Below are 25,439 nucleotides of genomic sequence, written 5' to 3'. Positions count from 1 at the left end.
CCGCGGCGCGCTGGAGCGACGATGGAGGGACCGACCAACCAGGAGGCCGCATGGGACACGTGGTGCTGCTAGGAGATTCCATCTTCGACAACGGGCGGTACGTCGATGGCGGGCCTGACGTCGTCGAGCAGGTGCGCGACGCCCTGCCGCAGGACTGGACGGCGACGCTCCTGGCGGTCGACGGGGACGTCACCTCGGGCGTCGCACGCCAGCTGCGCGCACTGCCGCCCGACGCCACGCACCTCGTGGTCAGCGTCGGCGGGAACGATGCGCTGAGTTACCAGCACCTGCTGCAGCGGCCCGTGCGCGGCGTCGCCGACGCGCTGCTCGCCTTCTCCTCCGCCCAGCGGGACTTCGCGCGGGACTACGACACCATGGTCGACGCCGTCACTGCGGTGGGGCTGCCCACGGCGGTCTGCACGATCTACGACACACCATCCTCCGAACCGGGCTATGCCGTGATCCGCACGGCGCTCGCGTTCTTCAACGACTGCATCACGCGGGCGGCGTTCTCACGCGGCGTGTCCGTCGTCGACCTCCGCCTGGTGTGCGACGACGACGGCGACTACGCGAATCCCATCGAGCCCTCGGTGCAGGGCGGCAGGAAGATCGCCGCAGCCATTTCCGCATTCCTCCTGCCGGCGGCACGGCATTCGATAGTGATCGCCCGTTGACCGTTCAGTTCCGGGCGGGATCGCGGGGCGGAATCGCCGGCAGAACAGGCGGCAGAACGGCTAACCGGCCGGCCGCAGCGACGTGATCATCGCCCTGATGTCCTGGTACTCCTCCGTCTCCATGTAGGCCTGCGGGGTGTCGATGTGCTCGGGCTTTCCCGGGTAGATCTCGAAGGGGTCATAGGTCCCGCCGAAGGCGGCCCCCGACGGCGGCCACGTGAAGAAGTGGGCGATGGGGCACGCCGTCGGCCCCGTCGGCTCGGGCCCGGAGGTGATCCCGTACGCGAGCGTGGTAGCGGCCACCGGGTCGGCCACGGAGGGGTCCGTCCGTCCCTCGAACACGAAGCGCGGCGTTCCGGAGCCCTGGGTGAGGGCGGGAAGCACCTCCGAATCGAGGAGCGAGTAGGGGAGTTCCTCCGGGCAGACGGCGCCGGTCACGAGGTTCGTGCGCAGGGTTGCAAGTCGTCGCCCGGTGCCATCGTCGACGACGACCAGCACCCCCTCGGGGGGAGCTTCCGGCGCGTCGGAGACGTCCCAGTCCGCGGGGTGGTCGAAGGACAGGCTCCCGTCCGACGTCGTGTAGGTAGCCCAGTCACCGTCCACGGCGGGGTCCGACGCCTGGCCTGAGGGCTGGTCGGAGGGCTGCCCGGACGGTTCCCCGGACTGCACCGGTTCCGCGGGTGACGGTGTCGGTTCTCCGGACCCGGTCGGCTGCCCGGTCGGCTGGCCGGACGGCGTCGGTTCCCCGGAGGAGGTGGCCGTTGCGGGTTGGGCTTCGTCCGAGGCCTCGGGAGTGCCGGCGCCGGCCTCCGGGGAGCCGCAGGCGGAGAGGATCAAAACGAGGCACAGTGCCCCCGATGACAGCAGTGCTGGTGTTGCTGGGCGACCCATGGTTACTCCTTCGTAGCGCGGGTGGATCGCTCCATGGTGAGCCCGGATGGGTGCAGGCGACAGAGCCGCAATGGAATTGTTGCCGGCGTCGTCGAACCGTTGTGTGTTCGTTGATGGTTCGTGATGCTGTGCCGGTCGTGCCTGCTGCCGGTCGGGTCCTCCAGCCGCTCAAGTGCACGGGGGCGAGGAGTGGGCGGAACCCGCGCGAGCATCGAAGAGTCTCCTGCTCCTCCGCTCAGGGGTGGTCTTCTTCACGGTTGGGGCGCGTGTGCAATATGTCACTTCGAGGGACTGACGGTCGCCGACCTCTCCCCGGCCTACGCCGACGCCTGCGCGGCCACGGCACACACGCTCCTGAGCACCGACGCGCAGCGCGGAACCACCAACGCCGCGCCGGCCCGGTTCGACGGCATCTTCCTCGACGACGCGTCGATGTCCCCCTCGCACGGCCAGGACATGGTCGACGTCGGGCAGTGGGGCCCGTGGCCCGATGACGACGCCTACGGCCGCGCCCTGATCGCCGCCGTCCAGCGCTTCGACACGACGCTCACGCGCACCATGGGCCGGGACGTACCCGTCGCCGTGAACCTCGGCGTCTACCCGGCGTGGAGCAACCAGGTGAACCTCGCCAGGACGCTGGCAGCCACGCGCTCCGTCGATTTCGCGCTCCGCGAGCACGTCGTCGCGACCGGCACGGGCCGACCGCTGCCGGCGATCGACCTGGACCAGGCGAGCGCGGCGTACCAGGCCATCACCGCGGCGGGGATGCCCGTGGTGGAGCACGACTACTCGGTGCCGCTGCGCGAACTGCCGACGACCTCCTACCGCCAGGGGAACGACATCGGGACCTCAGCGCCGTGCCTGCGCGACGGGTTCGGCACGCGGGCGTCCGTCGTGGCGGCGGCGAAGACCCGACGTACCCTCGACCACCGCATGACGCTGGGCCATCTGCTGCAGACGCGCACGAGCAGCGCCCTCCGGATGACGGCGACCCTCTCGCAGGCGGAGCCCACCTGCCAGGACAACGCCTGGGACGACGACGCGAACTTCGAGACGGTTACCACGCCGTCGGTCGACGTCGGCGATGCCCAGGTCACCGCGCTCACGAGGGCGGTGACGTCGGGCGCCTACGCCACGGCGGCGCCGCTCAGGTTCGCCGGGGTCAACGTGGTGCGGCTGTCGAACGGGAGTGTCGTGGCGGTCAACACCACGACCATCACGCGCTCCGTCACTGCGTACGGCAGGACACTCAGCGTCCCGGCGCGGTCGGCGACGATCGGCTGAGACTTCCCGCGGCGTCCGAAGCCTCCGGCCGGAGATGGGTGGGCAGGATGCTTCCGGGCGCCCGGCTGCGGATGAGCAGCAGGTCGCGCGCGTGCTCGTGGAGGCGCCGGTCCTCGTCCGAGCGCGGCACCCAGGGCGGGACCGGGACAGCCGTGCCCTCGTCGTCGCGCGCGACCATGACCGTGAGGCAGGTGGTGGTCAGTGCCATCTCCCGGGACCGCGGGCTGCCGGAGCGGACGTGGACCGCGACGTGCATGCCTTTGTGCCCGGTGTATACCAGGCGAGCTTCCACCTCGACGACATCGCCGATATGCAGCGGCTTCAGGAACCGCACGCCGCCCGAGAAGACCGCGACGGTGTCCAGCCCGCAGTAGCGCGTGGAGCAGACGTAGGCGGCCTCGTCTATCCAGTCCATGACCGTGCCGCCATGGACCTTGCCACCCCAGTTGACGTCGGTCGGCGCGGCGAGGAACCGGAGGACGGTGCGTTCGGCGGTGCCGGCGTCGGTGTATTCCTGGCGGCTCATTTCCTCCACGATCTCCCTGCGGACGCCGATGCGTGCCACGGCGTGGTCGCTGTCCAGGCGCTCGGCGTCGGTCCGGGGCTCGAAGGCGGGGACGGGTACGGGTTTGCCATCGGGCCCCACCGCCACGAAGATCACGAGGCATTCGCTGCGCCGCCCGCCATCGTTACCCGAGACGGACCCGGACGAGACGACGGTCCGGATATGCATCGAGGACGTACCGGTGTGGACGATCGTGGCCTCGACCTCGACGAGGTCGCCCACCACCACGGGGTCCGCGAAGTGGATGTTGCCCACGTAGGCGGTGACGCAGTAGGTCTTCGCCCAGCCGACGGCGGCGGCGTAGGCGGCCTTGTCCACCCACTCGAGCACCGTGCCGGCGTCGACCGATCCGCTGTGTCCCAGGTCGGTGGGGGAGGCGAGGAACCTCAGGGTGACGGAGTGCGCTGCCTCCGCGGTTGGCGAGAAAGCATTCATGCCCCAGTATCACCACCCGGGAGACGCAAGCGGTAATGCAGTCTCCGCGCGGGTGTCACAACCGGAGGTCGATGACGGTGACCCCGCCCGCCGACCGGTCGCCCGCCATGGCCACCAGGGCGTCCGGCACGTCCGCGAGGGAGATGGTCCGTTCGATGAGGTCCTGCGGGCGCAGGCGGTCCGCCGCCACCAGGTCGAGCAGCCCGGGATAGTCCCGCGCCGGCATGCCGTGGCTGCCGAGGATGGAGAGCTCCTTGCCGATGACCGCGCCCATGGGGAGAACCGGGTCCGAGGGGAAGAGGCCGATCTGCACGTGGCGGCCGCGCGGCCGCAGCGAGAGGATCCCGACGGCGGCCGTCTCCTCGCGTCCGAGGGCGTCCACGGAGACGTCGAAGCCCGACGGCGCCGTCGCGCGCACGGCCTCGAGCACGGCGTCGCGTGACAGGCCGGAGGAATCGACGGTCCCGGCGGCACCGAACCTCCTGGCCCGCTCCAGCGCGGCGGCGTCGATATCGACGGCGACCACCTCCGCGCCCAGGGCCGCGCCGATCATCACGGCGCTCAGGCCCACACCGCCGCAGCCGATAACCACGAGGGTCTCGCCGGCTTCGAGGCGCGCCTGGTGCACGAGGCCGCGGTACGACGTCGCGAACCGGCAGCCGAGCAGCGCGGCGGCGCCGCTGTCGAGGGAACCGGGCACGGCGATCAGGTTGGTGTCGGCGTCATGCAGGGCCACGAGGTCGGCGAAGGAGCCCCAGTGCGTGAAACCCGGCTGCGTCTGGTTGCGGCACACCTGCCCGTTCCCGGACAGGCACTCCGGGCAGCGCCCGCAGGCGCAGACGAACGGCGTGGTGACGCGGTCGCCCACGGCGAAGAGCCGGACGTCGTCGCCGACCGCGGTGATGGTGCCCACGAGCTCGTGGCCGGGGACGTGCGGGAGGGTGATGCCGTCATCGTGTCCTAGCCACCCGTGCACGTCGCTGCGGCACAGGCCCGTGGCCTCGACGCGGACGACGACGCCCCTCGGCGACGGGACAGGCTCGGGGACGTCCCGGAGGACAGGGCGGGCGGAGAACCCGTCGAAGCAGACAGCGCGCATCGCACTATTCTGCCCCGCGGATTCCCCGCCCCGCGCAATCGCCCCCCGGGGACGTCAGGGCTTCGCCGGGGGAACCTTCCGGACGGCACGGGATCCGGCACGCGATCCGGTGCGCAGGCCGATCTGCAGTCCGGTGCGCGATCGGGTGCCTGATCCCGTGCGCAGTCCGGTCTGCAGCCCGGTGCGCGATCCGGTACGCCGTGCCCCGGTGATGAGCGGATCCTTCGAGAGATCCATCATGAGCGCCACGCACAGTCCAATCATCACGAGCAGGAACGGGGCCGCGGCGATGATGGTCAGCGTCTGCAACGCTTCGAGGCTTCCCACCGAGAGCAGGACGGCGGCCACTCCGCCCGTCAGGGTTCCCCACAGGATGGTGAGCCACTTGCGCGGAACCGCAGCGCCGAAGGAGGACAGCGAGCCCAGCACGATCGAGGACGCATCCGCGCCCGAGATGAAGAAGACCGCGACGAGGACGACCACCAGGATCGAGGTGACGGACGCCAGCGGGTACTCGGACAGGAGGGCGAACATCGCCGATTCCTGGCTCTCCGCGTTCGCGGCCGCGATGTCGACCCCGTTGTTCTGCAGGGTGAGGGCCGACCCGCCCCAGACACTGAACCAGATGAGGCTGATGACGCTGGGCACGGCCACGACGCCGAGGACGAACTCGCGGATGGTGCGTCCGCGGGAGATCTTCGCGAGGAACGAACCCACGAAGGGCGTCCAGGAGACCCACCAGGCCCAGTAGAAGATGGTCCACGCCGCGAGCCATTCGTGGCCGCCGAAGGCGCCCGTGCGGGACGCCATCTGCGGGAGGCCGATGAGGTAGCTGCCGGCCGAGGCCGGGATGAGCTCGAGGATGAAGACCGTGGGTCCCACCACGAACAGGAAGAACAGCAGGGCGAGGGCGAGGATCATGTTGCCGTTGGAGAGCCACTTGATACCGCGGCTGACGCCGCTGACCGCCGACAGGACGAAGCAGACGGTGAGGACGGCGATCAGCGTGATCTGCAGCCCCAGGCTGCTGCCCACGCCGAAGACCTTCGAGAGTCCGCCGTTGATCTGCAGGACGCCGAGGCCGAGGGACGTGGCGGAGCCGAAGAGGGTCGCGAAGATCGCGAAGACGTCGATGGCGCGCAGGGCCTTCGGCGCGGGACGGCCGCGGAACAGGGCCGTGAAGGCACCGCTGAAGCCGGCACCACGGCCCTTGCGGAAGGCCGAATAGGCGAGCGCCAGGCCGACGACGGCGTAGATGGCCCAGGGGTGGATGGCCCAGTGGAACAGCGTGTAGTTCATGGCCTGGCGGGCCGCTTCCGGCGTCGCAGGCGAGATCCCGTCGAGGGGCGGGGTGAGGTAGTGGGAGATGGGTTCGGTGACGCCGTAGAACATGAGCCCGATGCCCATGCCGGCGCTGAACATCATGGCGATCCAGGAAACCCTCGAGTACTCGGGCTTCTCGCCGTCCTTGCCAAGGGGGATGCGGCCGTACTTGCTGAAGGCGAGGAAGAGGGCGAAGACCACGAATCCGGTGGCCGTGGCGACGAAGGCCCAGCCGAAGGTGGCCACGAGGCCCGTCAGCATCGACGAGGTCACGTCCGAGAACGCCCCGGGGAAGAGGACCGCCGCCAGCATCAGGAGGATGACGATGGAGAGCGAGACGAAGAGGACCGGCCGGTCCAGCACGGCCTTCGCGGGGGCCTTCCCGGGAGGGGCCTCGAAGGGCGTCTCCTCGCCGGGCGGTGATCCTTGAATGGGCTCGGTGGAATTAGACATAGGGCTTAGGCTACGCTCGGCCCGGCACCTGGTCCGGGCGGACTCCTACCCGAAATCCCGCTTGCCCGGGCCTTCCTCGACGGGACCGGCCCCTTGTCGCGGGATCACGGCCGGGGCCGCCGGCGGCTACCCCTGATCCGCCTGCTTCCCCGCAACGGCGGCGATTCCAGGGCGCCGCGGCCAGTTCCGACGCCGAGGCCGGTGACGCTCCCCGACGCCGGAGGTGCGGTGCCCGCTCGTCCCTCCGGTGCCGGCGCCCGGATGTGACGAAGTTCCCATCGGAGCAGGGCGAACGGCGTGCTGGATCCGCATGCGGGGCGGCCCGCGGCGGGTCAACCGGTGCGGAGGCGGTGCCGCTCCCTGCGGTCCTTGGCGGTGTCGGTGGCGAGGCTGAGCGAGAGGCCGGCGGCGACGAGCAGGATCATGACGAACGGGAGGACCTCGAGGCCGATGCCGTCCAGCAGCAGTCCGCCGAGGAGGGCGCCCCCGCCGATGCCGACGTTGAACGCCGTCGTCTGCAGGGCCGCGGAGAGGTCGCGTGTCCGGAAGGACGCCGTCCGGAGCATGCGGGTCTGCAGCAGGGCGGGGATGCCGCCGAACGCGGCGCCCCAGACGATGACGGCGATGAGGACCACCACGGTGTTGGCGGTGGCCAGCGCGAGGGTAAGGACCGCCGCCATGACCACCAGGACGACGCCCGCGAACGCCTTGCGGGGGAAGCGGTCCGCCGCGTACCCGGCTCCCACGAGACCGATGATGCCTGCGCCGCCGTAGAGGAACAGGACGAGGGCGACCGACCCCGGCTCGAAGGTGGAGACATCCGTCAGCCAGGGGGCGATGTACGTGTAGAAGGTGTTCTGCCCGGTCAGCAGGATCAGGATGACGGTGCACAGCAGGATCACGGCCCTGAAGCTGGGATCCCGGCGCAGCGGGACGCGCTCCTCGCCGGCCTTCCGCTCTCCGTGGTGGTTCACCGGGGGCAGGAACTTCACGATGACCAGGGCCAGGGCGGCGACGGCCACTCCGATGAGGGTGAAGGCCGTACGCCAGCCGAGAGCGTTGCCGATCGCGGTCCCGACCGGGACGCCGAGGACGAATGCCGCCGTTCCACCGCCGGCGGTGATGGCGATGGCCTTGCCGAGCTGGTGGGCCGGGACGAGGTGCGCTGCGTAGGCGGCGACGACGGCCCAGAAGAGCCCGTGCGCCAGCCCGCCGAGGATACGCGCAGCGACCAGGACGCCGTAGGTCGGGGCGATCGCCGCGATGATATTCGCCACGGCGATCACGAGGAGCACGACGACGATCAGCGACTTGCGTGAGTACCTCTGGGTCAGGGCGGCCAGGGGCGTGGTGGCGACGACGACGGTCCCCGCGAAGATCGTCACGAGGTAGCCGGCCGTCGAGAGGCCCACGTTCAGGTCGCGGGCCATCTCCGGCAGGAGTCCGGTGGGCAGGAACTCGCTGGTCACGGAGACGAAGATCGCCCCCGCCAGGGACAGCAACCCGATGTAGGGGAAGGGCACGGCGGTCTTCACCGGCACGGAGGAAACAGACAAGGGACACCAATCAGAGGTCTTACGGCGGTCAGAGCCCCGGCTGCTCCGTTGAAAACCGAAGGGCATACTCCAGTCAAGCCGAGAGACGGCCTTGACTCATGCAACAACACCGCAGGAACGCAGGGCATTCCTGCTGCCTCGGACGAAAACCCGACGGCCCCTGTCCTACGCGCCGCCCGTCCCGCCACGTGCGGGGTCCCGCTCAGCGGCGAGGACCCTCGTCGCGCGCCCGGCGCCGTCGCGCTCCCTGTCGTCCTGCCCGTCGTCCTGCCTGTCGTCCTGCCTGTCGTCCTGCCTGTCGTCCTGCCTGTCGTCCTGCCCGTCGTCCTGCCCGTCGTCCTGCCCGTCGTCCTGCCGGGGCACGAGCGTCAGGCGCGGCCCCGCGTCGCGGTCGTCGAGCTCATCGGTGATCTCGTCCTTGCGGGACGCCGTCTCGGGATCGACTTCGCCGTCCTCCGCCCACTCGTGCTCGATCTCCCGGTGGACCTTGCTGTTCAGGACCTCGACCTCCTGGTCCCGCAGCCTGCCGAGGTCGGCGGGGAACGGGTCGTCCGGGGAGATCCTGCTGCTCATGCCTGTCCAATCTGCTGGCCGTGGGTGCACGGCGACCGGAGAAAGAGTAGATGGCGTCGGCGACCGCGACAAGCAGGCCCCTTAGTTCTTTCTCCCCTGTCACCGGGGGAACCGGGGCGACCACTCAGGCGAGGAGTGCGGCGACGACGATGAGCGCGGGGATCGCGAGCACGGAGGACAGCAGCACCGTGTCGCGGGCCAGCGGGATGCCGCGGCCGTACCGGCTGGCGAACATGAAGACGTTCTGTGCGGTGGGCAACGCCGACACGACGACGGCGGCGAGCAGCTTGTGGCCGTCGAGCCCGAAGAGGTGGTGCGCGGTCAGGTAGGCGGCCACCGGCATGAGGGCGCTCTTGAGGGCCGTGGCCGTGAGGACCTGCAGGCGGTCCGGGCTGCGCCGAAGTGGCCGGCTTCCCGGCAGGGACATCCCGAAGGACAGGAGGACCATGGGCACGGCGGCGCCGCCGAGGAGCACCAGGGAATCCCACACCGGGTCCGGCGGGCGGAATCCCGTGGCGGCCACCGCGACGCCCAGCAGGGACGCGATGATCATCGGATTCCGGAAGGGCTGGGTCAGGAAGGCCCGGAACGAGGGTTTGCGGCTCGAGGTGAGGTCGAGGACCGTCAGGTAGAGGGGAGCGAGCAGCAGGAGCTGCACGAGCAGCACGGGGGCGACCGGCGTGACGTCGCCGAGGGCGTAGAGCGCGATGGGGATGCCGATGTTGTTGGCATTGACGTAGGAACTCGCCATCGCGCCGATCGCCGTCTCGGCCGCCGGCCTGCGGAAGAGGAACCTGCTGATGAGGACGTAAAGGACGGCGATGGCCAGGGAGGAGATCAGTGCGATCGGCATGTACTCGGAGAACACCGACGCGAGGTCCGCGTCGGCCAGGACGGTGAAGAGCAGCGCCGGATTGGTCACGAAGAACGCCATCTGGTTCAGTGCGAAACCGGCCTGTGGTCCGCCGATGACCAGGCGCCCAGCGATGTAGCCAATGACGATCACCGCGCCGACGACGGCGAATCCCCCCAGTACTCCCAGCATGTTCTCTCCCTACGCGTCGGGCGGTCCCGCCCGGGTGCCCCCTTACGAACCTAGTGCGTCCTCCGGCGGGCGGGGGACGCACCAGGTCCTGCGGGTCGGAGGATTACCGCGTGCGACGCGCACGGGATCCGGGGCGTACTCGGCGAGGGCCGGCAGCGCTCGGCCGTCGAAGTCGAACATCGCCTGGTTCTCCCAGGCATTGCCGCTCGCGGGGTTGGCGGGATCCCAGCCGTTGCCCCCGACGGCCGTCCAGGCCGGTTCCCAGCTCACGACGCCGATGCCACGCCCGCTGGGAGCGGATACGGCGACGTCCTGCACTGCGCGGAAGTTCGCGGCCTGGCCTTCGGGTGTGGCCGGGTAGCCCGGCACCAGCTCGGTACTGTTCGATGGCCGCCGTGGGGCGCGGATGCTCCTGCCATGACGAACGCCCGGGTCGGGCCGCCGCGCCGGGTGCCCGGACCCGTTGGTTCTCCCCGCCGGGTCCGGCCCTCCGCCGCGGGTCTGCCGCAACCGAGCCTCCCGCGACGGACGCCCGCGTGCCAGACTGGGAGCATGCTCGTAGCCTTCAGTGTCGCCCCGTCCGGATCCTCCGACCTCTCCCGCGAGAACCCCGACGGGTCGGTGCACGACGCCATCGCCGCCGCGGTCGCGATCGTGCGTGAATCCGGCCTGCCGAACTCCACCGACTCCATGTTCACCACGATCGAGGGGGAGTGGGACGAGGTGATGGCCGTGATCAAGAATGCCACCGAGGCCGTGGGCCGCTACGGCAGCCGCGTCTCCCTCGTGCTCAAGGCCGACATCCGGCCCGGGCGGACCGGTGAGCTGAGCGGCAAGGTGGAGCGGCTGGAGGCGGCGCTCGCGGAGCAGCAGCAGTTCGAGGGCCATTCCTGACCTCCGGATCGCCCGCCACTCGGTAGCCCCGGGACACTAAACTGGAGCGGTGACACAGCCCCTGCTGACGCTGCCCTACCTGATCCGTCCGGCCACCGTCGACGACGCCGAGGCGTACGCCCGCACCCACGTCGCCGGGCTCCACGAGACGTACGAGCACATCATGCCGCCGGAGTACCACGAGTTCTACGACGCCGAGCTGCCGGGGATGATCGAGCGCCGGCGGGTGGCGTTCGAGGAAGCGGAACGGACGCCCGGAAGCGCGCGGAGCTGGCTGGCGTTCGACGAGGACGGCGAGCCGGTGGCGGTCGCGACATCGGGGCCGGGACGCGACGAGGACCGGCCGGACTTCGAACTGCACCACATCTACACGCTGAGTTCGACGCACGGCACGGGCCTCGGGCAGCAACTGCTCGACACCGCCATCGGCTCACGCGCGGCCTACCTCTGGATCCTGAACGGCAACCCGCGGGCCGAGCGGTTCTACGTCCGGAACGGCTTCGCGCCGGACGGCACATCCCTGCTCTGCGGACCGACCTGGCACTACAAGCCCATGTTCCGCATGCACCGGCCCGACCAGCCGGCTCCCGCACGCGGCTAGCATGGAACCCATGCCTTCCGCCCGTCCCGCCCAGCCCGATCACCCGCCGGCGGCCCGGTCCTGATGGCGAAGACCGCGGGCCCGCGGCCGGAGATCGGGGAGTTCCCCATCGACACCGGGACGTGCGAACTCGAACCCGATCCGTACAACCCGAACGGCTGGGTGCTGCGCATCAACGACGTCCCCAGTTCGCACATCGACCTGGCCGATCCGCTGCAGCTCGACTTCGAATACATGCGGTGGATCGCCTCGCTCGTCGATTCCCGGTGGGCGGCGTCGGACCGGCTCCGCGCGCTCCACCTCGGTGGAGGAGCGTGCTCGCTCGCCCGCCGCTTCGCCGCGTCCCACCCGCAGGCACGCCAGGTCGTCGTCGAACTCGACGGGCGGCTGGCCGGCCTGGTGCGGGAGTGGTTCGACCTCCCGCGGGCACCGCTCGTGCGTATCCGCGTCGGTGAGGCGCGCGCCGTGACGGAGTCCCTGAGCGAGGGCAGCCGCGACCTCATCATCCGTGACGTCTTCGCCGGAGCCGTGACGCCGGTCCCGCTCACGACCCGGGAGTTCACGCGCGCCGCGAAGCGCGTGCTCGGGGCCGACGGCGTCTATGTGGTCAACTGCGGCGACAGCCCGAACCTGGCGATGGCCAAGCGGGAAGCCGCGACCATCGGAGCGGAGTTCGCCTACACCGCGATCATCGCCGACCCGGCGATGCTGAAGGGCAGACGCTACGGCAACGTGATCATCGCAGGCAGCGACACCCCCCTCGGCGAGGACCCGGGGCTGGCCCGCGAACTGCTGGGCGGGGGAGTGCCCGCGCAGATCTGGCAGGACGCGAGGGTACGGGCGTTCGCCGCGGGCGCGCAGGTCCTCGAGGACTGACAGCGAGGACACTAGCGCCCTGGCGGTCCCCCGGAAAGGGCTGCGCCCCTAGCCGCGCGGAGCCACGGGATGGTCGACGACCACTAGGCTTGCACGGTGGAACTGGGACTGCTGGGCATCATCGGGATCGCCGTCCTCGTGGCGGTCGCCGTCCTGTCGAAGCGCATCGGCGTGGCGGCCCCGCTCATCCTCGTCGTCGTCGGCATCGTCCTCTCCTTCGTCCCGGGGGTGCCGAGCTTCCGCATCCCGGACGAGTGGATCCTGGCCGGCGTCCTGCCGCCCCTGCTCTATGCCGCGGCGATCAAGACGCCCGTCACGGATTTCCGCCGCAACCTCACGCCGATCGCGAGCCTGTCCGTGGCGCTCGTCGTCGTCTCGGCCTTCGCCACGGGGCTGCTCCTCCACGCCCTGCTGCCCGGCCTCGGCCTCGCTGCGGCGATCGCACTCGGTGCCGTCATCAGCCCGCCCGACGCCGTCGCCGCCACGTCGATCGGGAGGCGGCTCGGACTGCCGCCCCGCCTGTTGACTGTGCTGGAGGGCGAAGGGCTGGTCAACGACGCCACGGCGCTCGTCCTCCTGCGCAGCGCCATCGCCGCCTCGGTAGGAGCCCTGACGGGCTTCGGTTCCGCGGTGGGCGACTTCGCCTTCGCCGTCACCGTGGCAGCCGTGGCGGACCTCGAACTCGAACGGCGCGAAGGGTTCGGGTGGAAGGGCGCCACGGTGCTCGGCTGGTCGGGCATGCGCGGGGTGGTGACGCTCGCCGCGGCGCAGTCCCTGCCGTCGTCGTTCGCCTACCGCGAGCAGCTCGTGCTGATCGCATTCATCGTCGCCGTCACTACGCTCCTGGTGCAGGGCAGCACGCTGCCGGCGCTCATCCGGGTGCTCAGGATCGAGGGCATCGACGTCGACGCCGACCGCGAGGAGGCGGCCACGCTGTTCGACGAGCTGCGCACCGAGGGGCTGCGCGTGCTGGAGGACCCGCAGGCCGTCGTGGGGGAGGACGTCCCTGTGGACGACGACGTGCTGGACCGCGTGCGGACGGACACGGGCATGCGCAGCGAGTTCGAGTGGGAGAAGGCCCGGCTGCCGGAGCAGAAGCTCGTGCGCTCGCCGCACCGCCAGTACCGGGATCTCCGGCTCGCCGTGCTCGCGGCAGAACGGGAGGCACTTCTCGCGGCGCGGTCCCGCGGGACTTATTCGTCACGGGTGCTGGCGAAGGCCCAGGGCATCCTGGACGTCGAGGAGACGCGCCTCCGCCCCCGGGGCGGTTCGTCCTAGCCGTCCGCGCGGTACGCGTCAGGTGACAGATGTCAGTGGTGCGGCTGTCCGGTGGGACCGGACCGGCCCAGGAGCTGCGGTTCCAGCGCCCGGGTCCCCTCCTGCAGCGCCCCGACAACGGCGGCGACCGCGGGTTGGCGCAGCGAGTCGGGCCGGACGACGAGCCAGTAGTCCAGCTGCTCGGCGACCAGGTCCGGGAGGATGCGCACGAGGTCCGGATGGCGGTTCGCCATGAAGCACGGGAGGAGGCCGAGCCCCGCGCCGGCCCGCGTGGCCTCGACGTGGACGAACACGTTCGTGGAGCTCAGGGCATCGCGCATGGAGGGCAGCAGGCGGCGTGGTGCGTCCAGGCTGTCGACCTGCAGCATCGAGTCGATGAAGTAGACGAGCGGGTGGGTCACCACCTCGGCCAGGTCGGACGGCGAGCCATGCGCCTCGAGGTAGTCCCGTGACGCGTAGAGGCCGAGCACGTAGGCGCCGAGCCGCGTCGCCTCGGCACGGTGCACCTGCGGTTCCCCGACCACCACCTCGAAGTCGAGTCCCGTGCGCGTCTGGGAGGCCCTGCGCGTGGCGGCGACGATCTCGATGCTGAGCCGCGGATTGGCGGCCCGCAGGCGTGCGAAGGCCGGGGCGGCGATGAAGGCGCTGAAACCGTCCGTGGCACTCATGCGGACGACGCCGGTGAGCGCCCCGGCGTCGTCGTCCGCCAGTTGGGCGACCGCCGCCGCCACACCTGCCGCCGCGTCGACGGCACGACGGCCGAGGTCCGTCAGCTCCCATCCGCCGGCGCTGCGGGCGAGGACATGCCCGCCCAGTGCCTTCTCGAGGGCCGCGATCCTGCGGGAGACGGTGGTGTGGTTCAGGCCCAAGGTGTCCGCCGCGGTGGTGAACCGTCCGTTCTGGGCGACGGCGCGCAGAACGAGGAGGTCCTGGGCGTTGGGGGCAGCCATTTGTGCAGTATCGCAGACGAGGGGTGCCGAAGTGGTCATTGGTCCGGTCCCGCCCTGCAGGAATACTCAGGAGGAGTGCGGGGAGCTGCCCCGCCACCCATCTACGGGAAGGAAAGCCATGAGCCTCGATGAAGCGGCTGCGGCGCGCCCCGGTCCTGCAGCGCACAACCGTTCCGAGTCCCTCCAGCAGCAGGCGGGCAGCCTTGCCGGCCGGCGGGCGGTGATCACCGGAGGGGCGAGCGGCATCGGCGCGGCCTGCGCGCGGGCCCTCGCTGCCCGCGGGGCCCATGTGGTCGTCGCCGATCGCGATGGGCGGGGCGCTTCGGCCCTCGCGGAGGAGCTGGAGGGGGAGTCCTGGGCGGTCGACCTGCTCGACACGGCAGCCCTCGAGGACCTCACGCTCGATGCGGACATCCTCGTGAACAACGCCGGCATCCAGACGGTCAGTCCCATCCAGGACTTTCGCCGGATCCAGAAGCTCATGGTCGAGGTGCCGTTCCTGCTGATCCGCGCCGCGCTGCCGGGGATGTACGCGCAGGGCTTCGGGCGGATCATCAACATCTCCTCCGTCCACGGACTGCGTGCCTCGCCCTTTAAGTCGGCCTACGTCACGGCGAAGCACGCACTCGAAGGGCTCTCGAAGGTCACCGCCCTCGAGGGCGGGGAGCACGGCGTCACGAGCAACTGCGTGAACCCGGGCTACGTGCGCACGCCCCTGGTCGAGAACCAGCTCGCGGACCAGGCGCGCCTGCACGGCATCAGCGAGGACGAGGTGCTGTCGAAGATTCTGCTCACCGAGTCCGCCATCAAACGCCTCGTGGAGCCCGAGGAGGTCGCCTCCCTGGTCTTGTGGCTCGCGGGCGACGACGCCGGCATGGTCACGGGCTCGTCCTATGTCATGGACGGCGGCTGGTCGGCCCGCTGACCATCAGCCGGCGACGACGGCGGTCCCCCATCCGCCGTCGTCGCTTCTGCCACGGCGCAGCGATCAGATCCCGAGGAGCTCCTCGATGGGTCCGATGCCGAAGAAGACCACGAAGGCCGCGGCCACGGCCCACATCAGCGGGTGCACCTCGCGCGCGCGGCCCTGGATCGCGCGGATCAGGACGAAGGCAATGAAGCCGGCGCCGAGGCCGTTCGCGATCGAGTAGGTGAACGGCATGAGCGTGAAGGTGAGGAAGGCCGGAAGGGCGACGCCCCAGTCCTCGAAGTCGATGCGGCTGACCTGCGACACCATCATGAACCCGACAACCACGAGGGCGGGCGCCACGGCCTCGAACGGCACGAGGCTGATGAGCGGGGTGAAGAACATCGCGAGGAGGAACAGCAGGCCGGTCACCACATTGGCGAGGCCCGTACGGGCACCCTCCCCGATGCCGGCACCGGACTCGACGTAGATCTGGTTGGACGACACCGAACCGGCACCACCGGCGACCGCGCCCAGCGCATCGACCACGAGGACCCGGTTGACGCCCGGGATGTTCCCCTTGGCGTCGACGAGCTTCGCCTCGTTGGCGAGACCGACCATCGTGCCCATTGCGTCGAAGAAGATGCTGAGGAGGATCGTGAAGGTCAGCAGGACCGCGGCGGTCCCGCCGAGGTGCCCGAAGGCGCCGAAGGGGCTCACGTTGCCGAGCAGGCTCAGGTCCGGCACGCCGACCCATGAACCGGTGGGAAGCTCGGGAACCACGAGGGACCAGCCCGCGGGGTTGGGCTCCTGGCCCGGCGCGACGCTCGGGCCGACGTTGACGACGGCTTCGATGACGACGGCGAGTACCGTTGCGGCCAGCACGCCGATGAGGATCGCTCCGCGCACCTTGCGGACCACGAGCGCAATGGTCAGGATGAGGCCGAAGACGAAGACCAGGGTCGGCCAGCCGATGAGGACCCCACCGAAGCCGAGGCCCACGGGGACGGTGGTGTTGGCGACGTCGGGCACGCGGCGCACGAAGCCGGCGTTGACCAGGCCGATCAGGGCGATAAACAGGCCGATACCCACGACGATCGCCGTCTTGAGGCTCTCGGGGACGGCATTGAAGACCGCCGTGCGGAACCCGGTCAGCACCAGGACGAGCATGGTGACGCCCGCGAGCATGACGAGGCCCATGATGTCGGGCCAGGTGAGACCCGGGTTCGTCGCGACCGTGATCGCCACGAACGCGTTGACGCCGAGTCCCGTGGCGAGCGCGAACGGGTACCTGGCCCACGCGCCCATGACGATGGTCAGGATGCCGGCCACCAGCGCGGTCACGGCGGCGACGCGTTCGAACCCGAGTTCGGCCCCTGAGGAGTCCGCGCCGGCGAGGATGAGCGGGTTGAGCACCACGATGTAACTCATGGCGAAGAAGGTGGCGAGGCCGCCGCGGATCTCGCGGGAGAACGTCGACCCCCGCTGCGTGATGTCGAAGTAGCGATCCAGCACGGAACCAGTTTTGAGCATGGGGGATCCTAGGGCGGAAGGGGCGAGGAGCAGTCGCGACAGATTCTATCCCGGGAGGGCGGCGGTGAACCGGCCTATGACGGGCGTCCCACCCCGTCCGCCCGACGACGAAGGGTCCAGCGGCCCATCAGGGTCTCCGCGTAGGGTGGGGTTCATGGCTGCCTTTCCTCTCCCGCCCGTCCAGCATCCGGTGACCGCACACGGTGGACGCGGTCGTCCCGCCGTCTCGGCAGTCACCCTCGTCTCGGCCGTCCTGTTGGCTCTCGTCCTCCTCCTCGGAGCGGGCGGCGTGGCGAACGCGCATGACGAACTGGCCGGGAGCAATCCGGCATCGGGTGCCACCATCGAGGTGCTGCCGCCCAGCCTGGAGCTCAGCTTCACGAATGTGCCGTCGGGGATCGGCGCCCAGGTGCAGGTCCTCGACGCGTCCGGTACGGACTGGGCCGACGGCCCCGTGCAGATCGTCGACCGGACGGCCACCCAGCCCCTGCGCCCGGGCGCGCAGGCCGGTGAGTACACCGTCAACTGGCGCGTCGTGTCCTCGGATTCGCACCCCATCGAGGGCACCTTCGTCTTCACCACCCAGCAGGGCTCGACGACGGTTCCCGACGCCGCGACCACCCAGGGCCCGCTGGATGCGGAGGACGCCCCGGCCGCCGAGACGCAGACGGCCGGAGTGAGCGACTTTTCCTGGAGCATCCTGCTGATGATCGCGGCACTGGTCGCGATCACCGTGGCGCTCGCCGTGACGGCCCGGAAGCGGCTCGCCGCCGGCAAGTAGGGCCCGGCAAGGCCCGGCACGGCCCGGAAAGTAGGACCGGAAAGCAGGAGCGGTGGGTCAGGCTCCGAGCGGCGAGAGGGCCGCCCGCGGCGGGGCGATGCGGTTGAGGGCGGCCGGCCCCTGCTCGACGATCGCGTCGCTCACGAGCTTGGCCTGCCGCACGATCTCCCGGGTGGTGGGCGTCAGCAGTTCGCCGACACCGACGAGGTGCAGGCCGATCGCGTGGAGGGCCGTCTTGAAGTCCCGGCCGATCGCGATGCCCATGGAGCGCAGGAACTTCCGCAACTCGTTCTGCGGGTATTTGGTGAGCACGACGTGGTCGGCGAGGAGGACGCCGTCGGCCGTCTGTACCGCCCACATCTTGCGGCCCACAGGGCCGGTGATCAGCTTCGGGTGCCCGATGATGCTGAGGTGTTCCGCGACCGTGGTCTGCCGGACATCGAGATGGTGGGCGGCGGCATAGCCGCGGAGGAGCCGCATGAGTTCCGTGCGCTCCGAGAGGGAGACGGAATCCGTCATGACCGTACGCATCGCCCCGGAGTCGAAGCACTCGAGGCTTTCCACGACGATCGAGTCGATGCCACGGCGGCTGAGCTCGCTCGCGACGGCGAGCCCGGACAGCCCCGAACCGATGACGACCGTGCTCGTATGCTCCGTGGCCGCGGACATCGCGGACGCAGAGCGGACAGGGTCGAGCGGCAAGGAATCCACCGAGTTACCTCCACACGAAGCAGAATCCCGTACGGCCCGGCGCCTCTTCCGGGCCGTACGGACTCTTGGCTGCGAACGGGTCAGTCAAGAGCACTACGCGCAGGGGTGTCCCGGCTCTTGAGGGCCGGCCCCCGCTACGGGTCACTGAAGCCTATATAACTTTTCAAACCGTGGATAGACCGGCGAACCCCAGTGCGCTACAAATGGGGGACCGGCCGCTTGGGGCGGCCGGAACACGCGACCGAGGGAGGCCCGCCGTGGGCAGAGGGCACGCAGACGAATCGTCGCAGGGGCTGGCGCAGCACGGGATCGTGGTCGGCGTGGACGGCTCCGACCAGAGCACCTGCGCCCTGCTCTGGGCCGCACGCGAGGCCGAGAGGCGCAAGGCTCCGCTCTACGTCGTGACCGCCTACACCGTGCCGGTGTTCGCGGCGTCGAGCATGGATGCGGGCTACGCGACGGTGGACGACGAGGTCATCCGTGAGAGCGCGCAGACCGTGCTGAACGAAGCGGTCAGCCACCTCGAGGGCATCACCGTGGACGTACACCCGCGGATCGAGACCGGTGACGCCGCCGGGGTGCTGCTGGACCTCTCCGAGGAAGCCGAACTGATGGTCGTGGGCTCCCGCGGCCGCGGCGGTTTCGTGGGCCGCCTGCTGGGTTCCGTCAGCAGCGCCCTGCCCGCGCACGCCAAGTGCCCGACGGCGGTCATCCCGGTGTGCACGGGAGCACGCCTGGGGCATCCGGAGCTCGGCCGGAAACCGGGGAAGGACAAGCCGCCCGCCGCCGTGGAACCGATCGTGGTGGTGGGCGTGGACGGTTCGGAGCAGGCCCGCATGGCATCGCTCGCCGCCGCGGAGGAGGCGCGGTCGAGGGACCTGTCCCTGCGCGTGATCTGCTCGGTCGCACCCTTCAACGGGTCGCTCGCCTGGGTGCCCGCGCCCGTGGACCGGGAGGCGCTCCATGCGGACCTTGCCGTGCAGCTCGCAGCCGGCCGCGACTGGCTCAAGAGCCACTACCCCGACGTGGACATCCGAGTGGACCTGATGGACGGGCCACCCGCGGAGGTGCTCATCGAGGCATCGGCTACCTCGGAGCTGCTGGTGGTGGGCACGCGGGGCCGCGGCGGCTTCGCGGGCATGCTCATGGGGTCGACGAGCCAGGGAGTGCTGCATCACGCGCGTGGACCCGTGCTGGTGGTTCCGGACAGGCCGGACCCGCGGCTCGAGGACCGGAGCTCGTTCGGTCCGATGATCGCACCGGTCCGCTGATCGGGCCCGCCGGGCAGCCCAGCTGGATGACGCCCGGCCGCCCGTGCTGAGGAGCGTGCCGGGTCAGCTCCACCCCAGCTCGTGGAGCCGGTCGTCGTCGATGCCGAAGTGGTGGGCGACCTCGTGCACCACGGTCACGAGGATCTCCTCCACCAGTTCCTCGCGCGTCGAACACAGCCGCATGAGGGGCCCGCGGAAGATGCTGATGCGGTCCGGCAGCGACCCCGCGTCCCACCACGAGTCCCGCTCCGTGAGGGGCGTCCCTTCGTACAGTCCCAGCAGTTCCGTGTCGGCGGGCTCGTCCGGCCCGGGCTCGTACTCCTCGACGACGAAGATGGCCACGTTGTCCATCGCACGCGCGAGGTCGTCGGGGATCCTGTCGATGGCGTCATCGACGGCGTCGTCAAACTCTTCCCGCGGGATCTCGAATGGCACGAGAAGATCGTACAGACCGCTCGGCCGGCCGGCCTGCGGCAGGAGGCTCCCGTCGACCACGGGACCGCGTCCCACGCGCCTGTTCCCGCCGATTTTGTGGAATCGAGAATCTGCCCCTATAGTTTTATAGGTCCACGACAGGGAATGATCCGCCGGAAATGCTTGCTCTCCGGAAGGTCGCAGGAACCCGAACTGTGGTCCAGGCCCCCATCGTCTAGCGGCCTAGGACACCGCCCTTTCACGGCGGCGGCACGGGTTCGAATCCCGTTGGGGGTACGCAGGAGACGCCTTCACGGGCGGTCAACCGGAACGAAAAGTGCTGGTAGGCTGGAACTCTTGCAAAACAGCAAGGAAGTTAGCAAGGCCCTGTAGCGCAGTTGGTTAGCGCGCCGCCCTGTCACGGCGGAGGTCGCGGGTTCAAGTCCCGTCAGGGTCGCTCAGGCGGCTGGATCCCCTCGGGGAGTCCGGCCGGGCTGGATACGGTGATCATCGGAAGATGGTCGCAAGGCTCTGTAGCTCAGTTGGTAGAGCGTTCGACTGAAAATCGAAAGGTCACCGGATCGACGCCGGTCGGAGCCACTGCTGAAAACCCCGCAGTTCCCCACGGAACGCGGGGTTTTTTCGTGCGCCCGCTCCCAGCGAATGCCGGGGTTGGGGTCGTAGCATCGCGCGGACGGGTCGTAGTGGCGCGGAGGGCCGGGCCGGCGGCGCCCGGCGCCGCGCGGGATAGTAGTCGGGGTTCCGCGCGTTGAACCTCCGGCCCCGCACCGAGACGAAAGGGCATTCGTGAGACTCCTGCACACCGCTGCCTGCCTGGGCGCTCTCGCCCTCGCCCTCGCCGGGTGCAGCCAGGGTGCGCCGGTGCCGGCCCAGACGATGCTCACCATGCCCGCCAGCCCGTCCCCGGAGCCGAACGGTCTCTCCGAGCCGCCGCAGGAGTCCGCGCCCGCCCGGCCGGGGGAGGGCGCGGCGACAGGTGGGGAGACAGGGGCAGCGCTCGGCCCGGATCCCTCCGACTCCTGTGTTCTCGTGGCGGGCGGAGTCACCACAGCCATGCTCGCCCCCCTGAGTCTCCGCTCCACATCGGATCCGGAGGAACTCCTCGCCCTCCAGCAGCAGATCCTCGACCTGCGGGACAAGGTGCCGGCCGAGCTGCACGACGATTTCACCACTCTCGCCCACTCGGTGGAGGCGCCGCCCAAGGGGTCCGGCACGTTCGACGAGAAGGCTTTCCGCCATGCCATGGTGCCCGTGCAGGACTGGCTCGCCCGGCACTGTACCCGCTCCTGACCACCCGGTGGTCGGCAGGAGCGCCGCTCCGCGCTGCCACGTCCGGGCCCGGTGCCGTGGCTTAGGCTGGGCACAAGCGAAAGGGGCCTTCTTCGATGATCGAGCAACCCACGGGGCGTCCGTTGCCTGTCCTGCAGGACACGGCTGTCGGAAGGACCGTCATCGGCGACCAGGCCGCGGTCAAGATCGCCGCCATCGCGGCGCGGGCGGTGCCAGGTGTCCATTCGCTCGGGCTCGGAGCCGGTCGCGCGCTCGGCGCCATCCGTGATGCCGTCGGTGCCAACGACCTCTCGCAGGGGGTGAAGGTCGAAGTCGGCCAGACACAGCTCGCCGTCGACGTCAGCCTCATCGCGGAGTACGGCTATGCACTCCATGCTCTTGCCGATGCCGTCCGTGCTGCCGTGTACGACGCCCTCACGCAACTGGTCGGGCTCGAGGTCATCGAGGTCAACGTGGAGGTCCTCGACGTGCATCTTCCGCCCCCCGCAGAACCCAGGACGGTCGAACGCGTCCGTCCGACGGGCTCCTCCCAGGTCCAGCACCGAGCCGAGTGAGGTATTCATGACTCCCACCACCATCGGTATGGCAGCAGGAGCGGTGCTCGCCTTCGCAGCCCTGATCTTCGGATTCTGGGGCTTCGTGCTGACCCTCGTCCTGGTGCTCTTCGGAGCGCTCGTGGGGCGCACACTCGAGGGCAAGCTCGACCTGCGCGGCGTCGTCGACGCCCTGTCCGGCCGACGCTCGTCCTCGTGACCGCCGAGTCCCTCCCTCCTGCCCGCGCATGACGGCCGTCCACCTGCCCCCGAGCGCCATGTCCGGGCACAACCGCATCACCACCCAGGCCCTCACCAGCACGGCGCAGGCTGCCGCCGCGGAAGTGCTCGGGGTGCAGCCTGCCCAGATCCGGGCGTCGTTCTCCGACGACCGGGGGCTCCTTGCACTCCTGCTCGCCCTGCCGCTGCCCGTGCCTCCGCTCACCCGCGTCCTCGACGATGCCGGCATCGTCGATTCGTTCGGAGGGCCGCTCTGGGCGCGCGCCGATGCCGCCCGGGCGCCGATCCTCGAGCGCGTCCAGGAGCTCACGGGAGCGCGCCTGAGCCGGGTGGACATCCGCATCGTCGGCAGCACCGTCGCCAAGGGGGTGAGGGTGCAGTGAGTCCCGATCCGCTCGACCGGTCGACGCCGGCATCCACAGCCCGTCTCGTGCGCCGGGAACTGTATTCGTCGCGGGCCGTCGCGTCGGTGGTGACGGGTGCCCTCCTGATCGTGGCCTGCCTGGTCCTGCTGTTCGAGGCCATCCTCAAGGGCGTGGGGGACAAGCCGTTCCTGCTCGACGTCGAAGCCGCGGCCGCCCGGATCGGCGCCCTGCCCGGCGCGGTGCCCGCCTCCCTCCTCGGAACCGGATCCGTTCTCCTGCTCGTCCTCGGCGCCCTGCTTCTCCTCCTCGCGGTCCTGCCCGGCAGGCGGGCCCGCTACACCATTCCGGACGCTCGGGCCGCCGTCGTCGTGGATGCCGAGGTCGTGGCGTCGTCGCTGGCGCGCAGGGCGCGGGTTGCGGCAGGAGTGGCACCGGAACAGGTCCTGGTGACGATCAGCCGCGCCTCGGTGCAGGTACAGGTCCGGCCGACGTCGGGCGTCCCCGTCGACGCCGATGCCGTTCGCACCGCCGTCGCGGACGATCTGCGGCTCTCGAGCATCGAGCCGGCACCGAGGATCACTGTCGTCGTGGCGGAATCGGGGGTGATCGGGCAGTGAACACGACGCCGCGGTTGCTCAACCGACTCGTCCTCGCCGTCGTCGGCCTCCTGCTGCTTGCCGCAGGGGCCGCAGGCCTCGCCGTCCTCACGCTGCCTGCCGTCGCCTCGTGGTGGGGGTCCACCGCCCCCCGCGTGGGCGGATGGATCGACCGGCTCCGGCGGGGGACAACGCTCGAGGGCCAGTCGGACACGTGGCTGTGGCTCGCGCTCGCGGCCGCACTCCTGCTCCTGATCGTGCTGCTCGCGCTGTGGATCGCTGCGCAGGGGAGAGGCCGGACAGGACTCTTCGCGTCCGTCGACGGGCGCACGGGCGGTTCTTCCGGCGGTCCGGATACTCGCGGTCGGGATAAACGCGGTCGGGATACTCGCGGTCGGGATACCGGAGGCGGCGACACGGGCGACGGCGGGACGGCGGGATCGGTCGTCATCACGGCCGCGGCCGTGGAGCAGGCCCTGAAGGCCGCGCTGCTCGAGCGCACCGACCTCGCAGGCGCCTCCGTCAGCACGTGGGAGGTCCGAGGTGTCCCGGGACTACGCGTGCGGGTCTTCCCGAGGAAGGGCGTACCGCCCTACGTGACCGCCGCCGAGGTCTCCCGGCTCGTCGAGGCGCTGGATGAGGTCACGGGGTACCGCACGCCGGTCCTCATCAGCATTCGATCCGGTGCACGGGTGCGCTTCACGAGGGCCGAGCGCGTCACCTGACACCGGCGTCGTGTCACGTTTCGGTATCGAATGCCGGAAGGAGGATGGAGACGTTGTGAGAGTACATGTAAGCGCTTACTGTTGCGGTACCCATACAGTGAGGCGGCACAATCCTGGTTCGCGGCGACGTCCGCCGTGCATTCGAAGCATTGGGGGCCGCTGGACAAAGGAGTCTTTTCAATGGTGAAAACTCGCTCACGGAAGTTGGTGCTGCCCGCTGCAGCCCTCAGTGTTTCCCTCCTCGCGCTCGCCGGGTGCGGATCCGGCGGCTCGGACAGTGCGGGCGGATCGGGGGATGCGGACTGCGCCGCCTACGAGTCGTACGGGACCTTCGAGGACGCCGAGGTCAGCGTCTATTCCACCATCGTGGACATCGAGGCCGAGAACCTCGAGACGACCTGGGCGGACTTCTCCGAGTGCACCGGCATCGAGGTCGCGTACGAGGGGTCGAAAGAGTTCGAGACGCAGATCGGCGTCCGTGCACAGGGCGGCACCGCACCGGATCTCGCCATCTTCCCGCAGCCGGGTCTCCTGGCAGCCCAGGCAGGCAACCTGAAGCCCGCCCCGCAGGCGGTCTCGGACCTCGTGGACGAGGGCTGGTCCCCGGACTGGAAGAAGTACGGCACGGTCGACGGCACCTTCTATGCGGCACCGATGCTCGCGAACATCAAGGGCTACGTCTGGTACGTCCCGGCCACCTTCGAGGAGAAGGGCTGGGAAGTGCCCACCACCTGGGACGAGATGACCGAGCTGACGGAGAAGATCGCCAGCGAGGAAGAAGACATCAAGCCCTGGTGCGCCGGTTTCGAGTCCGGCGAGGCGACCGGTTGGCCCGGCACCGACTGGGTCGAGGATGCGGTGCTCCGCGACCACGGCCCCGAGGTGTACGACCAGTGGGTGGCCCACGAGATCCCCTTCGATGATCCCCGGATCGTCGAGTCGTTCGACCGCGTCGGCGAGATCCTCAAGAACGACGACTACGTCAACGGCGGCTTCGGGGACTCCCGCTCCATCCTGTCGACGGCCTTCTCAGAAGCCGGCCAGCCCGTCCTCGACGGCCAGTGTGCCATGCACCACCAGGCATCCTTCCAGGCGGCCAACTGGCCCGAGGGGACCGATGTCGCCGAAGACGGTGACGTCTGGGCCTTCATGACCCCTCCTGTCGATCCTGCTGCCGGCCCTGCTGTCACCGGCGGCGGCGAGTTCGTCGGTGCCTACACGGACCGTCCAGAGGTCCAGGCCCTCCAGGCCTTCATGGCAAGTGCTGATTTCGCCAACATCCGCGTTGCTCTGGGTGGAAACATCAGCGCCAACAAGGGACTCGACCCCGAGGTGGCGACATCGGACCTCGACCGCCAGTCGATCGAGCTGCTGCAGGACCCGGAGACGGTCTTCCGCTTCGATGGCTCCGACCTGATGCCAGGCGCCGTCGGTGCCAACTCCTTCTGGAGCGGCATCGTGAACTGGATCAACGGTTCCTCCACGGAGGAAGTCACGCAGACGGTCGAGGACAGCTGGCCCGCATCCTGATGAACTGACGGCTGGTGCCATCGCC

General features: G+C 70.0%; 28 protein-coding genes and 3 tRNA genes. 19 read left to right on the top strand and 12 right to left on the bottom strand.

Going from position 1 to position 25,439, the window contains the following annotated elements; translation table 11 throughout:
* The first annotated feature begins 50 nt into the window (after positions 1–50).
* A complete protein-coding gene (locus ACX80H_RS14265) occupies positions 51–674 on the top strand; it encodes an SGNH/GDSL hydrolase family protein (RefSeq protein WP_459314052.1) in 624 nt (207 codons plus the stop codon).
* 60 nt (positions 675–734) lie between these two features.
* Here the strand turns inward: ACX80H_RS14265 and ACX80H_RS14260 are convergent, their stop codons facing one another.
* A complete protein-coding gene (locus ACX80H_RS14260) occupies positions 735–1,565 on the bottom strand; it encodes a hypothetical protein (RefSeq protein ID WP_459314050.1) in 831 nt (276 codons plus the stop codon).
* 189 nt (positions 1,566–1,754) lie between these two features.
* Between ACX80H_RS14260 and ACX80H_RS14255 the strand changes: the two genes are divergently transcribed.
* Positions 1,755–2,849 (top strand): hypothetical protein, encoded by a 1,095-nt coding sequence (locus ACX80H_RS14255; protein WP_459314049.1) that lies wholly within the window; start codon positions 1,755–1,757, stop codon positions 2,847–2,849.
* On the opposite strand, the gene ACX80H_RS14250 is transcribed toward ACX80H_RS14255, so the two are convergent.
* The 7 genes from ACX80H_RS14250 to ACX80H_RS14220 form a co-directional block, all read right to left on the bottom strand.
* Positions 2,815–3,849, bottom strand: a complete 1,035-nt coding sequence (locus ACX80H_RS14250) for an acyl-CoA thioesterase (protein ID WP_459314048.1) — start codon at positions 3,847–3,849, stop codon at positions 2,815–2,817. The two genes, ACX80H_RS14255 and ACX80H_RS14250, sit on opposite strands and share 35 nt — an antisense overlap.
* Before the next feature lie 55 nt (positions 3,850–3,904).
* The gene (locus tag ACX80H_RS14245) at positions 3,905–4,948 is read right to left on the bottom strand and encodes a zinc-dependent alcohol dehydrogenase family protein (RefSeq protein WP_459314047.1); all 1,044 of its coding nucleotides are present in this window, start codon (positions 4,946–4,948) and stop codon (positions 3,905–3,907) included.
* A 54-nt stretch (positions 4,949–5,002) separates the two neighbouring features.
* A complete protein-coding gene (locus ACX80H_RS14240) occupies positions 5,003–6,724 on the bottom strand; it encodes a BCCT family transporter (protein WP_459314046.1) in 1,722 nt (573 codons plus the stop codon).
* 332 nt (positions 6,725–7,056) lie between these two features.
* Positions 7,057–8,280, bottom strand: a complete 1,224-nt coding sequence (locus tag ACX80H_RS14235; RefSeq protein WP_459314045.1) for an MFS transporter — start codon at positions 8,278–8,280, stop codon at positions 7,057–7,059.
* A gap of 165 nt (positions 8,281–8,445) precedes the next feature.
* Positions 8,446–8,853: a hypothetical protein gene (locus tag ACX80H_RS14230; RefSeq protein ID WP_459314044.1), complete on the bottom strand. Its 408-nt coding sequence runs from the start codon at positions 8,851–8,853 to the stop codon at positions 8,446–8,448.
* Between the two features lie 124 nt (positions 8,854–8,977).
* Positions 8,978–9,898: an AEC family transporter gene (locus tag ACX80H_RS14225; protein ID WP_459314043.1), complete on the bottom strand. Its 921-nt coding sequence runs from the start codon at positions 9,896–9,898 to the stop codon at positions 8,978–8,980.
* 42 nt (positions 9,899–9,940) lie between these two features.
* Positions 9,941–10,525 carry a glycosyl hydrolase 53 family protein gene (locus tag ACX80H_RS14220; protein ID WP_459314042.1) on the bottom strand — a complete coding sequence of 195 codons (585 nt, stop codon included), beginning with the start codon at positions 10,523–10,525 and terminating at the stop codon, positions 9,941–9,943.
* Between ACX80H_RS14220 and ACX80H_RS14215 the strand changes: the two genes are divergently transcribed.
* The 4 genes from ACX80H_RS14215 (at position 10,451) to ACX80H_RS14200 (ending at position 13,547) form a co-directional block, all read left to right on the top strand.
* Positions 10,451–10,792: a thiamine-binding protein gene (locus ACX80H_RS14215; RefSeq protein WP_459314041.1), complete on the top strand. Its 342-nt coding sequence runs from the start codon at positions 10,451–10,453 to the stop codon at positions 10,790–10,792. The two genes, ACX80H_RS14220 and ACX80H_RS14215, sit on opposite strands and share 75 nt — an antisense overlap.
* 49 nt (positions 10,793–10,841) lie before the next feature.
* Positions 10,842–11,393, top strand: a complete 552-nt coding sequence (locus tag ACX80H_RS14210; RefSeq protein ID WP_459314040.1) for a GNAT family N-acetyltransferase — start codon at positions 10,842–10,844, stop codon at positions 11,391–11,393.
* A gap of 63 nt (positions 11,394–11,456) precedes the next feature.
* A complete protein-coding gene (locus tag ACX80H_RS14205; protein ID WP_459314039.1) occupies positions 11,457–12,269 on the top strand; it encodes a spermidine synthase in 813 nt (270 codons plus the stop codon).
* Between the two features lie 96 nt (positions 12,270–12,365).
* The gene (locus ACX80H_RS14200; RefSeq protein ID WP_459314038.1) at positions 12,366–13,547 is read left to right on the top strand and encodes a cation:proton antiporter domain-containing protein; all 1,182 of its coding nucleotides are present in this window, start codon (positions 12,366–12,368) and stop codon (positions 13,545–13,547) included.
* Between the two features lie 32 nt (positions 13,548–13,579).
* Here ACX80H_RS14200 and ACX80H_RS14195 read toward each other — a convergent pair whose 3' ends face one another.
* Positions 13,580–14,536: a LysR family transcriptional regulator gene (locus tag ACX80H_RS14195; protein ID WP_459314037.1), complete on the bottom strand. Its 957-nt coding sequence runs from the start codon at positions 14,534–14,536 to the stop codon at positions 13,580–13,582.
* Between the two features lie 79 nt (positions 14,537–14,615).
* Here ACX80H_RS14195 and ACX80H_RS14190 point away from each other — a divergent pair, with 79 nt between their 5' ends.
* Positions 14,616–15,422, top strand: a complete 807-nt coding sequence (locus tag ACX80H_RS14190; protein ID WP_459314036.1) for an SDR family oxidoreductase — start codon at positions 14,616–14,618, stop codon at positions 15,420–15,422.
* A gap of 63 nt (positions 15,423–15,485) precedes the next feature.
* On the opposite strand, the gene ACX80H_RS14185 is transcribed toward ACX80H_RS14190, so the two are convergent.
* Positions 15,486–16,937 (bottom strand): NCS2 family permease, encoded by a 1,452-nt coding sequence (locus ACX80H_RS14185; RefSeq protein ID WP_459314035.1) that lies wholly within the window; start codon positions 16,935–16,937, stop codon positions 15,486–15,488.
* A 154-nt stretch (positions 16,938–17,091) separates the two neighbouring features.
* On the opposite strand from ACX80H_RS14185, the gene ACX80H_RS14180 reads away from it, so the two are divergent.
* Positions 17,092–17,718 carry a copper resistance CopC family protein gene (locus ACX80H_RS14180; RefSeq protein ID WP_459314034.1) on the top strand — a complete coding sequence of 209 codons (627 nt, stop codon included), beginning with the start codon at positions 17,092–17,094 and terminating at the stop codon, positions 17,716–17,718.
* Between the two features lie 57 nt (positions 17,719–17,775).
* Here ACX80H_RS14180 and ACX80H_RS14175 read toward each other — a convergent pair whose 3' ends face one another.
* Positions 17,776–18,429, bottom strand: coding sequence for an FAD-dependent monooxygenase (locus ACX80H_RS14175; RefSeq protein ID WP_459314033.1), 654 nt, complete (start codon positions 18,427–18,429; stop codon positions 17,776–17,778).
* 257 nt (positions 18,430–18,686) lie between these two features.
* On the opposite strand from ACX80H_RS14175, the gene ACX80H_RS14170 reads away from it, so the two are divergent.
* The gene (locus ACX80H_RS14170; protein WP_459314032.1) at positions 18,687–19,700 is read left to right on the top strand and encodes a universal stress protein; all 1,014 of its coding nucleotides are present in this window, start codon (positions 18,687–18,689) and stop codon (positions 19,698–19,700) included.
* Positions 19,701–19,763: 63 nt separating this feature from the next.
* Here ACX80H_RS14170 and ACX80H_RS14165 read toward each other — a convergent pair whose 3' ends face one another.
* The gene (locus ACX80H_RS14165) at positions 19,764–20,150 is read right to left on the bottom strand and encodes a metallopeptidase family protein (protein ID WP_459314115.1); all 387 of its coding nucleotides are present in this window, start codon (positions 20,148–20,150) and stop codon (positions 19,764–19,766) included.
* 188 nt (positions 20,151–20,338) lie between these two features.
* On the opposite strand from ACX80H_RS14165, the gene ACX80H_RS14160 reads away from it, so the two are divergent.
* The 10 genes from ACX80H_RS14160 (at position 20,339) to ACX80H_RS14115 (ending at position 25,414) form a co-directional block, all read left to right on the top strand.
* Positions 20,339–20,411: transfer RNA gene (locus ACX80H_RS14160), tRNA-Glu, on the top strand.
* Between the two features lie 86 nt (positions 20,412–20,497).
* Positions 20,498–20,571: transfer RNA gene (locus tag ACX80H_RS14155), tRNA-Asp, on the top strand.
* A 70-nt stretch (positions 20,572–20,641) separates the two neighbouring features.
* Positions 20,642–20,714 (top strand) — tRNA-Phe (locus ACX80H_RS14150).
* 207 nt (positions 20,715–20,921) lie between these two features.
* On the top strand, positions 20,922–21,425 hold the full coding sequence (locus tag ACX80H_RS14145; RefSeq protein WP_459314031.1) for a hypothetical protein: 504 nt from the start codon (positions 20,922–20,924) through the stop codon (positions 21,423–21,425).
* Between the two features lie 95 nt (positions 21,426–21,520).
* Positions 21,521–21,979 carry an Asp23/Gls24 family envelope stress response protein gene (locus tag ACX80H_RS14140; protein WP_459314030.1) on the top strand — a complete coding sequence of 153 codons (459 nt, stop codon included), beginning with the start codon at positions 21,521–21,523 and terminating at the stop codon, positions 21,977–21,979.
* A 7-nt stretch (positions 21,980–21,986) separates the two neighbouring features.
* Entirely contained in the window at positions 21,987–22,178 is a 192-nt protein-coding gene (locus tag ACX80H_RS14135; protein WP_459314029.1) for a DUF2273 domain-containing protein, read from the top strand.
* A 28-nt stretch (positions 22,179–22,206) separates the two neighbouring features.
* Positions 22,207–22,581, top strand: a complete 375-nt coding sequence (locus ACX80H_RS14130) for a hypothetical protein (protein WP_459314028.1) — start codon at positions 22,207–22,209, stop codon at positions 22,579–22,581.
* The gene (locus ACX80H_RS14125; protein WP_459314027.1) at positions 22,578–23,180 is read left to right on the top strand and encodes a DUF6286 domain-containing protein; all 603 of its coding nucleotides are present in this window, start codon (positions 22,578–22,580) and stop codon (positions 23,178–23,180) included. Before ACX80H_RS14130 ends, ACX80H_RS14125 begins: the two co-directional genes overlap by 4 nt.
* Complete coding sequence (locus tag ACX80H_RS14120) at positions 23,177–23,884, top strand: hypothetical protein (RefSeq protein ID WP_459314026.1); 708 nt, start codon at positions 23,177–23,179, stop codon at positions 23,882–23,884. Before ACX80H_RS14125 ends, ACX80H_RS14120 begins: the two co-directional genes overlap by 4 nt.
* Before the next feature lie 180 nt (positions 23,885–24,064).
* Positions 24,065–25,414 (top strand): ABC transporter substrate-binding protein, encoded by a 1,350-nt coding sequence (locus ACX80H_RS14115; protein ID WP_459314025.1) that lies wholly within the window; start codon positions 24,065–24,067, stop codon positions 25,412–25,414.
* Positions 25,415–25,439: the final 25 nt, after the last annotated feature.

It is taken from the genome of Arthrobacter pasteuri (assembly GCF_054510955.1).
This window is presented reverse-complemented; position numbering and strand designations above follow the sequence as displayed.

Excerpts from the sequence above, each read along its gene's own strand:
- ACX80H_RS14115 (WP_459314025.1), top strand. The coding sequence starts at position 24,065 with ATGGTGAAAACTCGCTCACGGAAGTTGGTGCTGCCCGCTGCAGCCCTC.
- ACX80H_RS14205 (WP_459314039.1), top strand. The coding sequence starts at position 11,457 with ATGGCGAAGACCGCGGGCCCGCGGCCGGAGATCGGGGAGTTCCCCATC.
- ACX80H_RS14135 (WP_459314029.1), top strand. The coding sequence starts at position 21,987 with ATGACTCCCACCACCATCGGTATGGCAGCAGGAGCGGTGCTCGCCTTC.
- ACX80H_RS14250 (WP_459314048.1), bottom strand. The coding sequence starts at position 3,849 with ATGAATGCTTTCTCGCCAACCGCGGAGGCAGCGCACTCCGTCACCCTG.
- ACX80H_RS14190 (WP_459314036.1), top strand. The coding sequence starts at position 14,616 with ATGAGCCTCGATGAAGCGGCTGCGGCGCGCCCCGGTCCTGCAGCGCAC.
- ACX80H_RS14130 (WP_459314028.1), top strand. The coding sequence starts at position 22,207 with ATGACGGCCGTCCACCTGCCCCCGAGCGCCATGTCCGGGCACAACCGC.
- ACX80H_RS14230 (WP_459314044.1), bottom strand. The coding sequence starts at position 8,853 with ATGAGCAGCAGGATCTCCCCGGACGACCCGTTCCCCGCCGACCTCGGC.
- ACX80H_RS14265 (WP_459314052.1), top strand. The coding sequence starts at position 51 with ATGGGACACGTGGTGCTGCTAGGAGATTCCATCTTCGACAACGGGCGG.
- ACX80H_RS14185 (WP_459314035.1), bottom strand. The coding sequence starts at position 16,937 with ATGCTCAAAACTGGTTCCGTGCTGGATCGCTACTTCGACATCACGCAG.
- ACX80H_RS14260 (WP_459314050.1), bottom strand. The coding sequence starts at position 1,565 with ATGGGTCGCCCAGCAACACCAGCACTGCTGTCATCGGGGGCACTGTGC.
- ACX80H_RS14195 (WP_459314037.1), bottom strand. The coding sequence starts at position 14,536 with ATGACCACTTCGGCACCCCTCGTCTGCGATACTGCACAAATGGCTGCC.
- ACX80H_RS14215 (WP_459314041.1), top strand. The coding sequence starts at position 10,451 with ATGCTCGTAGCCTTCAGTGTCGCCCCGTCCGGATCCTCCGACCTCTCC.
- ACX80H_RS14225 (WP_459314043.1), bottom strand. The coding sequence starts at position 9,898 with ATGCTGGGAGTACTGGGGGGATTCGCCGTCGTCGGCGCGGTGATCGTC.
- ACX80H_RS14180 (WP_459314034.1), top strand. The coding sequence starts at position 17,092 with ATGGCTGCCTTTCCTCTCCCGCCCGTCCAGCATCCGGTGACCGCACAC.
- ACX80H_RS14245 (WP_459314047.1), bottom strand. The coding sequence starts at position 4,948 with ATGCGCGCTGTCTGCTTCGACGGGTTCTCCGCCCGCCCTGTCCTCCGG.
- ACX80H_RS14240 (WP_459314046.1), bottom strand. The coding sequence starts at position 6,724 with ATGTCTAATTCCACCGAGCCCATTCAAGGATCACCGCCCGGCGAGGAG.
- ACX80H_RS14140 (WP_459314030.1), top strand. The coding sequence starts at position 21,521 with ATGATCGAGCAACCCACGGGGCGTCCGTTGCCTGTCCTGCAGGACACG.